General features: G+C 65.6%; 12 protein-coding genes and 1 pseudogene. 5 read left to right on the forward strand and 8 right to left on the reverse strand.

The genetic code is table 11. The features are described from left to right. Nucleotides 1-7 precede the first annotated feature (7 nt). A complete protein-coding gene (locus AB0J10_RS11660; protein WP_363060307.1) occupies nt 8-661 on the reverse strand; it encodes a DUF6542 domain-containing protein in 654 nt (217 codons plus the stop codon). 182 nt (nt 662-843) lie between these two features. Here AB0J10_RS11660 and ychF point away from each other — a divergent pair, with 182 nt between their 5' ends. The 4 genes and pseudogenes from ychF (at nt 844) to AB0J10_RS11680 (ending at nt 4,205) form a co-directional block, all read left to right on the forward strand. Beyond that, complete coding sequence (ychF, locus tag AB0J10_RS11665) at nt 844-1,932, forward strand: redox-regulated ATPase YchF (protein WP_363060309.1); 1,089 nt, start codon at nt 844-846, stop codon at nt 1,930-1,932. A 955-nt stretch (nt 1,933-2,887) separates the two neighbouring features. Further along, nucleotides 2,888-3,004 (forward strand): annotated as a pseudogene (locus AB0J10_RS11670) (DNA-binding protein); the annotation flags it as partial. Nucleotides 3,005-3,039: 35 nt separating this feature from the next. Further along, nucleotides 3,040-3,426, forward strand: a complete 387-nt coding sequence (locus tag AB0J10_RS11675) for a hypothetical protein (protein ID WP_363060311.1) — start codon at nt 3,040-3,042, stop codon at nt 3,424-3,426. 161 nt (nt 3,427-3,587) lie between these two features. Further along, nucleotides 3,588-4,205, forward strand: coding sequence for a site-specific integrase (locus tag AB0J10_RS11680; RefSeq protein WP_363060313.1), 618 nt, complete (start codon nt 3,588-3,590; stop codon nt 4,203-4,205). A gap of 140 nt (nt 4,206-4,345) precedes the next feature. On the opposite strand, the gene AB0J10_RS11685 is transcribed toward AB0J10_RS11680, so the two are convergent. From AB0J10_RS11685 to AB0J10_RS11715, 7 genes are all read right to left on the reverse strand, one after another. Then, nucleotides 4,346-4,699: a hypothetical protein gene (locus tag AB0J10_RS11685; RefSeq protein WP_363060315.1), complete on the reverse strand. Its 354-nt coding sequence runs from the start codon at nt 4,697-4,699 to the stop codon at nt 4,346-4,348. Between the two features lie 440 nt (nt 4,700-5,139). Continuing rightward, nucleotides 5,140-5,691: a hypothetical protein gene (locus tag AB0J10_RS11690; RefSeq protein ID WP_363060317.1), complete on the reverse strand. Its 552-nt coding sequence runs from the start codon at nt 5,689-5,691 to the stop codon at nt 5,140-5,142. Nucleotides 5,692-5,720: 29 nt separating this feature from the next. Continuing rightward, a complete protein-coding gene (locus AB0J10_RS11695) occupies nt 5,721-7,889 on the reverse strand; it encodes a DUF6571 family protein (protein WP_363060319.1) in 2,169 nt (722 codons plus the stop codon). Between the two features lie 67 nt (nt 7,890-7,956). After that, on the reverse strand, nt 7,957-8,385 hold the full coding sequence (locus AB0J10_RS11700; protein ID WP_363060321.1) for a hypothetical protein: 429 nt from the start codon (nt 8,383-8,385) through the stop codon (nt 7,957-7,959). After that, nucleotides 8,385-9,788, reverse strand: a complete 1,404-nt coding sequence (gene mycP, locus AB0J10_RS11705) for a type VII secretion-associated serine protease mycosin (protein ID WP_363060323.1) — start codon at nt 9,786-9,788, stop codon at nt 8,385-8,387. The genes AB0J10_RS11700 and mycP overlap by 1 nt, the downstream gene beginning before the upstream one ends. 17 nt (nt 9,789-9,805) lie before the next feature. Continuing rightward, nucleotides 9,806-11,365: a hypothetical protein gene (locus AB0J10_RS11710; RefSeq protein WP_363060325.1), complete on the reverse strand. Its 1,560-nt coding sequence runs from the start codon at nt 11,363-11,365 to the stop codon at nt 9,806-9,808. Nucleotides 11,366-11,395: 30 nt separating this feature from the next. Further along, a complete protein-coding gene (locus AB0J10_RS11715; RefSeq protein WP_363060327.1) occupies nt 11,396-11,818 on the reverse strand; it encodes a hypothetical protein in 423 nt (140 codons plus the stop codon). A gap of 362 nt (nt 11,819-12,180) precedes the next feature. Here AB0J10_RS11715 and AB0J10_RS11720 point away from each other — a divergent pair, with 362 nt between their 5' ends. Further along, nucleotides 12,181-12,339 carry a hypothetical protein gene (locus AB0J10_RS11720; protein ID WP_363060329.1) on the forward strand — a complete coding sequence of 53 codons (159 nt, stop codon included), beginning with the start codon at nt 12,181-12,183 and terminating at the stop codon, nt 12,337-12,339. Nucleotides 12,340-12,746: the final 407 nt, after the last annotated feature.

Raw genomic sequence — 12,746 nt, forward strand, 5'->3', positions numbered from 1 at the left:
GGCGTCCTCAGGCCCGGCGCGGCGGCCCGGACGGCCGGCGGGATCGGCGCCGGGTCGTCATCAGCCGGATCTTCCGCACGGTCGCGATCAGCCCGGCGACGAGCGTGCCCCCGTACAGCCAGCCCGCCTGCACGGCCAGCGCGGTGACCACGGCCATGATCTGGACGCCGATGCCTCCGGACCCGCCGGTCCCGTCCGAACCCCCCGTGATCGGGAGCAGCCCCACGGCGAAGGCGATCGGCACGCTGATCGGCGCCGTGACCAGGTCCGCGCTCCGCACCCAGAACGCGGTCAGGGCGCTCACCGGCAGGAACAGCACCCCGTACACGACGGCCGAGCCGTCGAAGAGCAGCTGGTCGAGCGAGCCGATCACCAGCATGAGGACGCAGACGAACAGTCCGGCGCCCAGTCCGGTCAGCCGCGGGTTCGGCAGTCTGCGCAGGGCGGCCACCAGCGGGGGGCCCTGGCGCGCGGGCCGTGCGCCAGGCCGCTGCCCGGGCCGTTGCGGGGTGTCCGCCCGGCCCGCCCTGCCGGGCCGGGCCGTGACCCGGTACACCGAGGCACCCTCGATGAGGGCGCCCTTGGAGAGGGGGGCCTGCTGCGAAAGAGGGGCCTGCGGCCGCGGCTGCCTCGACGGGGTACCAGTCCTTTGCTGCTCCACGTGACCAACGTAGGTCGCGATGTGCGATCAGTACGTCACGGGACACGCCCTTTGGGTGAGCTTGGTCAAGAGTTCGAGACATCGCACGCGTGACGTACTCCGGCGGGCCGCCCGTAAACTGGGGGATCGGCCCACTCCCGGGCCCGGCCACCAGCCAGTCCTCACTCCAGGAAGTCGCCAACGTGTCGCTCACGATCGGAATCGTCGGTCTGCCGAATGTCGGTAAGTCGACCCTGTTCAACGCCCTGACCAAGAACGACGTGCTGGCGGCCAACTACCCGTTCGCCACCATCGAGCCCAACGTGGGCGTGGTCGGCGTCCCCGACGCCCGGCTCGGCAAGCTGGCCGAGATCTTCGGCTCGCAGCGGGTCCTGCCCGCGACGGTCGACTTCGTCGACATCGCCGGCATCGTCCGCGGCGCCAGCGAGGGCGAGGGCCTGGGCAACAAGTTCCTGGCGAACATCCGCGAGTCCGACGCCATCTGCCAGGTCATCCGGGCCTTCAAGGACGAGAACGTCGTCCACGTCGACGGCAAGGTCTCACCCAAGGACGACATCGAGACCATCAACACCGAACTGATCCTGGCCGACCTCCAGACCATCGAGAAGGTCCTGCCGCGGCTCCAGAAGGAGTCCCGGATCAAGAAGGACGTTGCACCGAAGGTCGCGGCGGTCGAGGCGGCCAAGGAGATGCTAGAGAAGGGCGACACCCTCTTCTCCCAGGGCATCGTCCAGGGCTCCGAGAGCGCGGAGCTCCTGCACGACCTGCACCTGCTCACCACCAAGCCGTTCCTCTACGTCTTCAACGTCGACGAGGACGAGCTGACGGACGACGCTTTCAAGGACGAGCAGCGCGCACTGGTCGCCCCGGCCGAGGCGATCTTCCTCAACGCCAAGCTGGAGGCGGACCTCGCCGAGCTCGACGAGGAGGACGCCATGGAGCTCCTCCAGTCCGTCGGCGCCGAGGAGCCCGGCCTCGCCACGCTGGCCCGCGTCGGCTTCAACACGCTGGGTCTGCAGACCTACCTCACTGCGGGCCCCAAGGAGTCCCGAGCCTGGACGATCAAGAAGGGCGCCACGGCCCCCGAGGCGGCCGGTGTGATCCACACCGACTTCCAGAAGGGCTTCATCAAGGCCGAGGTCATCTCCTTCGCCGACCTGGTCGAGACCGGCTCGGTCGCCGACGCCCGCGCGGCAGGGAAGGCGCGCATGGAGGGCAAGGACTACGTGATGCAGGACGGGGACGTGGTGGAGTTCCGCTTCAACGTTTAGTGCCTGCCATAGCATCGATGTGGCGATCTGGCAAACGTGCAGGTCAGGCGGGGTCGGTCCCATTCGGGGTCGGCCCCGTCGCTGTATCCGGTGCTGGATCCGTGCTGGATTGAGCTAACGGGGCATTCCGGGACAGGGGCGTATCCGGCTGCGGAATCCGTCGGCTGGGGCGTTGAGGGATGGGCGGGACTGGGAGGTGAGGTTTGTGTTGTTCGTCCGGAACTCCGGTCGTGCAGCAGACCCGTCAGTGGTGGCGGTACGTCGCAGCTTCCGCGATGCCCGCCGCCAGGGCATCCCGCTCGCGGTGATCCAGCACGAGGACGTCCTGGTCTTCACCCGACCGGGACCACGACAGGCACGAACCGAGACGACGCAGCACAGCCGGGGCGCATCGGCGCGCCCGGCCAGAACCGCCCGCACAGCGGCGGCATGCCGCTCCCGTACCTGTACGCGAGGCGGCGACCGTGGCGGTCACTGAGCGGGCCGACCCGAAGACGACGCGCCTGAGACTGTCGGCTTCACACCCTCGGAATCTCCGCCGTGCTCGGCCGCACGACCGCCGCACGCACCGGGACCGACCGGGCGCCGCGCGGCTCCGTCTCTGTGGCACGCAGGCATCCCCCTGCCGCAGTTCGCTCGTCGCGGAGGCCCGGCTCAGCGAAGGCATGCGTCCCGCGTTCCGCCGCCGTGCCGAAGCAGGCCACGGCTGGCGGCCGTCACTCATGCCGCGTGTCAACATGCCAGTCCACGGCCTTGACGACACGCCCGAGACGGAGCGTCCATGGTCGACGCCCGGCACGGCATCTGGTTCCGCATCACGTCATGCACTGCTGCCCGAAAGCCCGACAACGAGAGGTACGACCGTGCACCCGCACGGGGCGGTGTACGTATGACGCGAGGCGGAAGCAACCGGCTGCTGACCGTGGAAGAGGTCGCGGCGTGACTCAGAGTCAGTGAGACCACCGTCAGGAACAAGTACCGAGCCTGGGGGATCAAGCCCCAGAAGGTCGGACGCCTCCTGCGGTTCCGCGAGCGCGACATCGCCAACTACTTAAACCGGCACTACGGGTGAGACCGTGTGCCACAGCGAATAAGGAGCGAGAGCCGTTGGCCACCGTCTACCAAAGATGCAAGAGCGACAAGCGGAGTGTCCACTACCCCTGCACCCTCCCACGGTGCGGGCACGCATGGACGGTCCGCTACCGCGAACCCGGCGGAGCGGAACGCCAGCCGAGCTTCGAGAAGAAGCCCCAGGCTGACGCTTTCGCACCGAAGCTGGAGCACGACAAGTACAAGGGCCTCTACCTCGACCCCAAACGCGGCGAACTCACCCTCGACGCATACTGCACCGAGTGGCTCGAGCGCCAGGTCATCAACGACGCCACGTACCGCAACTACGAGAGCTTCATCCGGAACCACCTCGCCCCCACCTCGGCAGCAAGACGATCGCCGGTGTACAGCGCAAGGACATCGAGGCTTTCGTCGCAGCCGTGAGCAAGAAACTCGCCGCCAGCACCGTCTGTGACCGGATGAAACTGGTCACGCACATCTTCCAGACCGCGGTCGAGGAGAAGTGACGGACAGACGACCCCACCGACGGGGTCAAACTCCCCCGACGCGCGACCAACGCGGTTGACGAGGATGTGATCCCGACCTTGCACGAGGTCGATCTCATCGCCAAGCAGATCTCCCCTCAATACCGGCTGACCGTGTACCTGCAGGCAGGGGCGGGACTGCGTATCAGCGAGACCCTTGCCTTCACCGCAGACTGCCGCCGCTCCGACTTCCTCCGCGTACGCCGCCAAGTCAGCTCCAAGGCGCACCGCGGCGACTGTCAGACCCGGTTCGTCCCGCTCAAACACCGGGCCCAGGGGGAGTACAGGGACATCCCCCTCCCTCCGTTCCTCGCAGAGGAGATCGACGCCCACCTACGGGAGTGGGGAACGGTCACATCGTCCGGCTTGGAGGTCCTGTTCGCACCACCGGAGCGGGCCAAGGGCACCATGCCCACCGCGACGACGTACACCTACCACTTCAGAAAGGCGCTGAAGGACGCGGGCATCGTCAATCAGAAGGGGAGGGCGAAGTACACGCCGCACAGCCTGCGCCACTTCTTCGCCTCCACCGCCCTCGCCGCCGGCATCCCCATCCATGAAGTCTCCCGCTGGCTCGGCCACAGATCGATCAAAACCACGGTCGACGTCTACGGGCACCTCGTCCCCGCATCCTGGGACCGCTGCCCCGCCCTACGCCCCGAGGCGCCAAGACGGTAACAGCATCAGAGATCCGAGAACGACAGCCTCTACGGGCGCAAGTTGACGGCGTCGCACTACGAACCCGCCAAAATGACTCGCAGCCGCAATTCACGCTTCATGATTCACATACAGGAAGGTGGGAGACGGAAGGGTTTCCTTCACCTGCACCAGGCTTTGGTCAGCTCTGGAATGTAAGACCGCATGAACCGTTCCATGCCTGCCCGGCGATCGGTCACGTCCTCGGGATTCTTCGCCCCGTCACCGACTTCGATCTTCAGTCGAAGGTGCGTGTACGGAAAATTGGGCATCTCTTCCTGAGGCTGACCGGGTTTTGGCTGGCACTTCATCATTGCTGCGGCGCCGTCATCCGCTACTCCCGCACTTGTCGCGACCCCATTCAGTGAGATTCTCCTGAAATTCTTAAACTCTTGTTCCCAGTATTCTGCAGAGTTATCGACCCCATTGTCTCGCAAAATAGATATGCCCAGTTCCCTCTTCTTGTCGATCACCACCCAGCAAGTCTGGTGTTCGGAATCATTTGCCCCGACCTCTATGGCTTTTCCCTCCTTCCCGGGAGGGATGATCGGCTTCAGGGCGGACCTGTCGACTCCGATGCCACAGATTTGCGGAGGGATGGCATAGTCGTACCCCGGTTTGCCGCTTGAGCATCCGGACGAGAGGAGAACGGCAGTTCCGAGCATGCCGTAAAGATGGCTACGTTTTATTTCCCTCACCTGCCAGGCCACGTGCGGTGCTATTTTCATCATTTATGGTGCCGTTTATTTTGGTGATCGCACTTTGTGTTCTGTCAAGTGAACAGGCCAACACCCGCTACGAGTGGGAAGCCCTGCGGTCAACGCGAAAAATCGACTCGATCGGCTGATTGTGGACAACTGAGTCATTTCCATTCTCGCGCCGCGCCGTAACTGCACCGGAAACGGCTGTCGACGAGTCACATGCACCATACTTTGGTCAACTCTGGCACGTACCCGCGCAAGAATCTTTCGATATGTGCACGCCACTCTTCCATGTTCCCTGGTTCTTTGATCCCGTCTCCAGCGTGAATTTCTAGGGCCAGGTAGCCATACTTCCCTTCTTTGCTTTCTGGGAACTCGTACTGGCGCTGCCCAGGTTTAGGTGTACATTCCATCCAGGCGACGGCGCCGTCATTACCAACTGCCGCGCTCGTGACACCCTCACCCAGGGAGGGAATTCGTTCCAAATTGATGTATTTATCGCCTGCCTTTTCTGCGATGTCGAGCTCTCCGCGCTGGCGAGAAACCGAGACTGCCAGATCGGGCCTTTTGTCAACTATCACGCCGCAGCTTCGACTTTCACCGGGCCTCGACAGGCTTTCGCTGGAGTCCACTCTGACCGATTCCCCGGGAGGAAGTAGCGGCTTCACGTCTGACGGCGCAACGCTAACGCCGCAGATTTTTCCCGGAATGGCGTAGTCATATTCGGGATTCTCGTCCGCGCAGCCAGCGAGGAGCAGTGCAGTCATGCTAAGTGTCGTGACCTTGAGGTGTCGCATTACGATCCCTTGCCTGCCAGGCGGCGAGCGGCCGCGTTTCCGTTGTTGGCCGCATCGTCGATTGTCTCATTGGAGTCCCATAGATCCTCACGCTCTGCTGCCTGGGGATTTTCGTTCCGCCAGTGCTTGACCAGTTCTTCGAGTCGCCCCTCACGGTCTGTGCCAGTGGCCATGTTCTCCCGCGCCTGCCCGCTGTCAATTCTCGCGATCTCTTCTTCAAGCCACTTAGCAGTAATGACGTCGACGCCACGCTGGGCCGCGTCGCCTGCGTGCGGAATGAAGTTCACAACGCCACCCCATGTGTGGTAATCCCACTTGGCTTCCCATGTGGCCTCACTCTTGGCGCCGTCCACGTCGACCTTAAGCCCCTGATATCGGGCCTCCTCGAGGAACCCGATTGTGCGGCCTGCCCTTTGCAAGGGTTGCTCATCTCCTTCCTTGCCCGTATTGATGTCGTGGACGATCTCGCGGTTGATGCTGTCCTGGAGCGTGCCGTAGGCAAACTGGTCACGGGAGATCTGTTTCGCCACCTCAAGCACTTGCGCCCGGTCCAGAGGGCTCTCTCCGGCGTTGTGCGCACTCGTTGCGGCGTGTACGTCATCGCCGTAGTTGCCCATGACCATCGCCATAGGCGTGCGCAAACTAGGCGGGAAGTCGTTTCCCTCGGCGGAGAGATGCTTCAGGGCGTTCTCGAACACGCGGTTGTTCGCGTCGGTGTGCTGGACATAGCCGCCGCCCGAGTTGTTCGGGTCGATGCCCGTCGTACCGGCCACCAGTGCCGCGCCGAAGCCGGCCCTGCCCTGTGCGTCCTCGATGTCCGAACTGCGAAGGGGGTCGCCCCAGATGCTGTCGGGGTCGTGCGGGTTGCGCATGTAGGGATGCCCGTCGACAACGTCCCAGCCACGTTTCCGCGTCAGGTACTCCAGTCGGTCGTTGCCCTCCTTCTTGTCATCATCCGGATGGGGATCGGAATGGGGGTCAAGGAAGGCTGCCGATGCCTCGGGGTCCTTGCTCATGATCCCGAGAAGGCCGTCGAGGGGGTCGTTGGCGAACCACTCGTCCCGCGACGTGACGAACTTCTTGGAGAGGTCCCAGTTGTCGTTGCCCTTGTCAGCCTTCTCGGCGGCGATCAGATCGTCACCGAGGTCGTGCATGAATCGGTCAGAGTATCCTTCCCCGTGTTGCATCAAGGTGACGAGGGATTGGTACCCACGGACCTTCTCACCCTGCCACTCGTACCGTTTCAGGCCGGCTTCCTTCATACCGGCGTGGAAGTCCCTGTAGAACTGGGACTTCGAATCTTGCGTAGCCGTGGCCAGCGCGTTGGCGAGCCCTCGCTCAGCTCCCAGGTAGTGCTGCTTGTTCCCCGTGTCCGACTCGTAGGCGAAGGTGTTGAGCTGGTTGGTTATCTTGATGGTGCCCTCTGGACCCAGGTGGTTGAGCACCGTCTGGCTGAACTGCTTGTCGCCGGAGTTGTCGCGCATCAGTCGCGCCCACTCCTCCGGGTCGGCAGGCTTCTCTCCCGCCAGGATCTGGTCCGCGTACTTCTTGGCCTCGCGGGCCTCTACCAGTTCGATGTCGCCGACTGCGCCGGCATTGAAGTCGTGTGCGATCCCACGGGCGTTGTCGAACATCTCCTGGAAGCCGCTCTTGATGCCCGCGGCATCGTGCAGTGCCAGCTTCGCACCCTGGTCCGCGTCGTCGACCGCCTGCACCGCGGCGGCCACGGCGGCCGTCCAACTGGCCTCATGGGCGGCGCGCATGACAGCGTCACCGAAGATGCCACCCGTCTCGCCCTTGCTCTTGCTCGTGTCGAGATGAGCCCGGCCCTTGGCGTCGATGTGGATGTCGGCGGCCTTGGCCGAGTCCACCAGGTCCCGAACGGCCCTTATTCGGTCCACGAACTGCCCGTGGATGTCACGCAGGATCGCAGCAATGGCCCGGGCCTCCACGGCAGCGGCATCGAACTGCTTGCGCGTCGCCGTGAAGCGCGAGTTGGCGGTGGTGGCACTGTCGCCGACCCAGAGGCCGTCCGTCGTCACGCCCTGAACACTGTTCTCATAAAGTTGCCCCAGGTCCTCGAAGCCGTCTGCCATCTGGTCCCATGAGACAGCTGCGGTCCCCAGCGGGGTCAGCCGGATGGTCACGACGTCCTCGTAGGTAAGCATGTCCGCTCCTTCAGGTCTGCTGGGCGCGGGGCTCGCCGCCACTACGCAAGCCCTCCGATGGTCGAGGTCAGGCGTTGCGTCGCGGGTTCGGCGCAGGCGGCGGAGCAATCTGCGCCAGGGAGCTCTCCACGCCGTGGTCGACGTACTGGAAGTCCCTCCTCGTCTTGCTCAGCGCCACCCGATCCTGCGCGAGCCGCATCTTCAGGCTCTTCACCTGCAGGGCCCACTCCTCATGCGCGTCCTTCAGGCCCGCTCCCGTCGCCCAACCCTTGAACTCCCGCTCCGCCGCATCCGTGTCGTCGTCGGCATGCACACCCGCCTTGTCCAGGCCAGGGCCTATGTACTTCACCAGTGCCTCGATTGCCCCGCGCTTGCCCTGCGAATTGGTCTTGAGGTCGGCCGTGCCGGCGGCACCACCCGTGCCGTTCAATTGCATGCCGCTGTCATGACGCGCCGCCACCTCGGCCTTGATCTGTTCCCACTCGTCCCAAGCCATCAGGTTCCCCCGTACTCATTGCGGTCTGTGATGTGCGTCGGTTGCGCCAAATCATGACTCCGGGGCGCTGTTGGCCCGTGTGCGTAGTAGGCCTGATGTCCTCCGTACTGGGGCGGGACAGCGGCTATCGCGGATGCTGCATGGGTGCGGCGGCGGTTGCGGAGCACCGCGACAGCGATGGCAGCGCCGAGTGCGACGGCCGCACCGATGGCGGCGGCGATCCACAGGCAGGTCGCGCTGCTCTCGTCGTTGGATGCCGTGGGTGCGGCCGTAGACTGGTCGGCGCCTCCCACGGGGCCCGACGCTTCGGAGGCCTTCGAGGACGGGGACTTGGCGTTCTCGTAGGTGAAGTCGGGGATGGGGTACTTGTCGGTGGGTCCTGGGTCGCCAGGGGTCTTCAGGGCGATGCGGGGGCGGATGACGCCGTAGCCCACGACATCGTCGCGGCTGAGACCCTTGTCGTTGCCGCTGGCTGTCTGCATCAGGACTCGGAGGACCTGGTTGTTGGTCCAGTTCGGGTGTTGGGACCAGATGAGGGCGGCGGAGGCGGAGGCGAGGGCGGTCGCTGGGCTGCTGCCTGTCCCTCCGCAGATCTGGGTGCCCTCCGGGCATGCGCGCACGATCTCCTTGCCAGGTGCGGCGAGGTCGACTTGCGGACCGAACTGGGAGTTCTCCAGTGGTTTCGCCTTCTGGTCGACGCCGGCCACTCCTACGACCCCCGGTGTCGCTGCTGGGTACTCGATGGCGTTCGTGACGTTGCCGCTGTTGCCGACCGCAGCGAAGATGAGCTTGCCGTTGCCGATCGCGTACTTCACGGCAGCGGTCAGTTCCGGGGTGCCGACGTTCTTCTTCCCTGGGGTGTTCGCGCTCCCCATGGAGATGTTGATGACCTTGGCTTCGGAGTCCGCCGCAAACCGGATGGCTTTGGCCAGACTCTCCGAGTACCGGCGCCCTGAACTCTCCGTGGCGAAGCCACCGGTGGCATAGGGCATCTTGATGGGGAGAATCTTGGTGCCGGGAGCCAGCCCATGCGATCCGTTGGCCTGGCCCCGTGCTCCCGTCGCGGCGATCAGTGCGGCCATGCCGGTGCCGTGACCGGCCTGGTCCGTATGCTCATTGCCCTTCAGCCCTGATAGGTCCATGCCGTCCTGGACCTGGCCGCGGAGGTCCGCCACGTTCCTGTCGACACCGGAATCAATGACGGCAACCGTGACGCCACGACCGGTGGTGGCTTCCCACATCTCTTCGGCGTGCATCGCATCAAGGTGCCACTGCCTGTCCCGGATGGTCTCAGCGTGCGCCGGGACCGTGGCGATGCCGGCCAGCATCAGGGCCACGGCGGCCGACATGGCGTGGCGGAGCCTGGCTGGTTGCCTGGTGCTGGTGTGCATCTCGTACCTCATGTGAATTCCCGGCATGATCAGTCGATCACCGGGGGGACAATTCGGCGGCCATTCTGCTTCCAGGTCTCTTCGTCCTCGGCAAGGTAGTCGGGCCGGCTGCTTCCTCGCTCGCCACGACGATGTGAGGAACGGTTCTGACCTGGCGGTGGAACAGCCGATCCGCCATGTCCAGCACCTGCGGCACCGTGCGCGCCCGCACCCGTAGGCGTGCCGGACACGAGTCCGGTGCCGCCTGGGGTGAAGGGGCGGTAGCCCTGTCTGCCGGCCTGCTGGGGGCTGCTGCCCCCGACGATGCCGCCCGTCTCACTGGCGTAGCGGCGCCCACCGGGAGCAGGGGGGCCTGGTCTTGCGCCTCCAGCCCCGGCACCGGCGGTGGGGTTGTACCCCATCGGCCCTCGGGTAGATGTTCCCTCGCCACCGATGACCATGCCGCGCGGAATCCCGCGCGCCGGGCTCTCGGCGCTCGGGGGGACAGGCCGCCCGCCGACGATGCCACTGTCACGGGGCAAACGCCCTGCGCCACCGGAACCCGGCTGTCCCAGCCCAGGCAGCACCGGAGGCCGGACGCCACCAGCACTCGGGCGCCCGTTCACGGGTGGCACGGGAGGCGAGGAAGGCTTGACCGTGCCACCGCCGAAGGCGGGAGGAAGCACTCCCGGCGGCATGCCGCCTGCGTCAGGACGCCCCCCCGGCGGCATGGTGCCCGTGGGCGTGGCTGGAGACGACGGCGGAGCTGCTGGCAAGGTCGCGAGACCGTCAATCTCCATGTGCACCGGGCGCTCGCGTGCTGCTGCGGTGGCCGCCGTTCCGGGCTGTCCGGACTGCTGCAACGCGGTGCTTCCCGAATTCACGTACGAGGCAGCCGGATTCTCTGGAGGCGCTCCGGCGCCTCCTGTTCTGGCGCCGTCCTGGCCCGCAAGGTCTTGCTGTCCCCCTGGGTCACGCCATGTGTTCCCTTCCAAGTACATCGCCGGTGGCGGAAACGTCGGCGGCGTCACCGCGTTCACCTGCTGCGCCGTGAACTCGTACGTCTGCGCCAGCTTCCGCAGCCGCTGAGCCGCCTCCCACCGCGCCGCGTCGATCCGGCCCTGCGCCGCAGCCGCGTCCGACGCGGCTCGCTTTGCCGTGCCGCCCGCGTCCGTGTCCATGCGATGGGACGGGGCCTCGGCGAACGCCTTCGCCTCCTGCGCCTTGCGAAGATCGGCCTGCGCATTGGTCGTCTCCGTGATCGGAGGCATCGCCGCCTTCGCCTCGGCGATGGCCTGCGAGATCTCCTCCATCCAGCGCGCCGCGCCCTTGCTGTACTCTCCCAGGCGCAGCGTCGCACTGGCCGTCTGGCCGCCCCAGTTGCGGAACGCGTCACCGCCCTCGCCGTGCCAGGGTAGGTTCGTCACGTACTTCTTCAGGTCCTCGCCGATCTTCGTGACCGCCGAGGAGGCCAGTGCCAGCTTCGTCGCCAGGTTCGACGCACCGGTCGGGCTCGCCGACGCGAGCAGCGCCGCGAGCTGCTGGTGCGTCATCGCCTCGAAGTCCGTGCGCTGAAGCCGCGGCGCCTTGCCCCCCGTTCGCTCAGCCATGTCCCGCCCCTGTCCATGCCGCCGTGGGCATCAGAAGCCAGTTTCCTTGTCCTGTTCCTTCTTCGTAGGTGCGGCCTCGACGAACGGGTCACGCTCCCGGTCGTAGTACGACTCCACCTCGGCGTTGACCGCCCTCATACGGGCGCGGATCTCCTCGTCGACGTTCTCATAACCCACCTGGGACGAGTGAACAGCCAGGCCCATACCCTCGATCTGAGCCCCCAGCGCCTTGGACAGCTTCTCCAATTCGTCATGGACGACGCTGTACGAGTCGAAGAGGAACTGAGCCTCGCCGAAGTCGCCGGACCCCAACTGCCCTCGGGACAAGCGGCCCACCCCCATCTTCCCCGGGGCTGCCTCGGAGCCGTCGAGTGCGACCAGCAGATCATCGACCCTCTTCTTGAAGGTCTTCATCTTGTCGGCCTCGATCGCCAACGCTGCCTGCGGGTTCACCGCATAGAACGTATCGAACGACGTCCCGGTGTCCGGTGACGGCACTCCGTCTCCCTCGTGCGCCACAGTGGCCCCTCCCCGTTCACCCACGCACCAACGATCATTCTAAACCGGGAACAGGCCCTCCTTCACAGCAGCAACTGTGCCAAAGCGCAGGTCCTTTACGCCAAGTTGTACCGGCGCGACTGTGCCACAAGCGCGGGTCACCGCTGCGACTGGAACGTCCTCGCTCCTGCTGGACTGGCCGCTGCAGATAGCGGCCGTGTTCTCCTGCAAGACCATCGTGCTCGGCTCGATCCGCGACGATGGCATGGTCTACGGGGCGGTCCAAGAGGGCTCGGCCGCCAGCGACGCCGAAGCGGTTGTCGCCCAGCTCGACCTCAGCACCGGCACCGGCGAGCCCGAAAGTCCTCGGCGCGGGCATCGACATCCCGCACTACACCAGCGTGAACGGCTCAGGCCTCTTCGTCACCCGCGACGAGGACAAGAACGTACGGATCTCACTGCGCCGTGAGCGCTGACGCGACCTCGTTCGTGGGACGTCGAGTCCGGCGATCGGCCCGGCGGGCCACCCGCTGCGCTCGCCTCGGGTGAGGAACCGCAGCGTTTCTGCGGCGCGGCAGGGCCGGCGCCGGTCGTGCGGCCCTCGACGCCGCGCCCGCCGAAGATCGGTAGCTGATCCGGCCTCTCCGAACGGTCCTGCGTAGTATCGGCCCGCATGCTGGATCCACGCTGGATCGTGCCCCGCGACGGGTGATCGCCGCAGGTGACAGCGCTGTCGTTGACGTTCCGCTTCAACGTTTAGTCCGCGTCCTGACATGGACGTGGTGATCTGACGAACACACAGCTCAAGTGGGGTCGCCCCTATCCGGGGGCGACCCCGTTGCTGTACCCGTTGCTGGATCCGTGCCTGACCTACTGACGTCTC

This window comes from Streptomyces sp. NPDC049887, from assembly GCF_040656535.1.
Taxonomy (GTDB): domain Bacteria; phylum Actinomycetota; class Actinomycetes; order Streptomycetales; family Streptomycetaceae; genus Streptomyces.

What these genes read in the sequence shown, in the direction of transcription:
- AB0J10_RS11700 (WP_363060321.1), bottom strand. Translation starts at nt 8,385, where the DNA reads ATGGCTTGGGACGAGTGGGAACAGATCAAGGCCGAGGTGGCGGCGCGT.
- AB0J10_RS11695 (WP_363060319.1), bottom strand. Translation starts at nt 7,889, where the DNA reads ATGCTTACCTACGAGGACGTCGTGACCATCCGGCTGACCCCGCTGGGG.
- AB0J10_RS11710 (WP_363060325.1), bottom strand. Translation starts at nt 11,365, where the DNA reads ATGGCTGAGCGAACGGGGGGCAAGGCGCCGCGGCTTCAGCGCACGGAC.
- AB0J10_RS11690 (WP_363060317.1), bottom strand. Translation starts at nt 5,691, where the DNA reads ATGACTGCACTGCTCCTCGCTGGCTGCGCGGACGAGAATCCCGAATAT.
- mycP (WP_363060323.1), bottom strand. Translation starts at nt 9,788, where the DNA reads ATGAGGTACGAGATGCACACCAGCACCAGGCAACCAGCCAGGCTCCGC.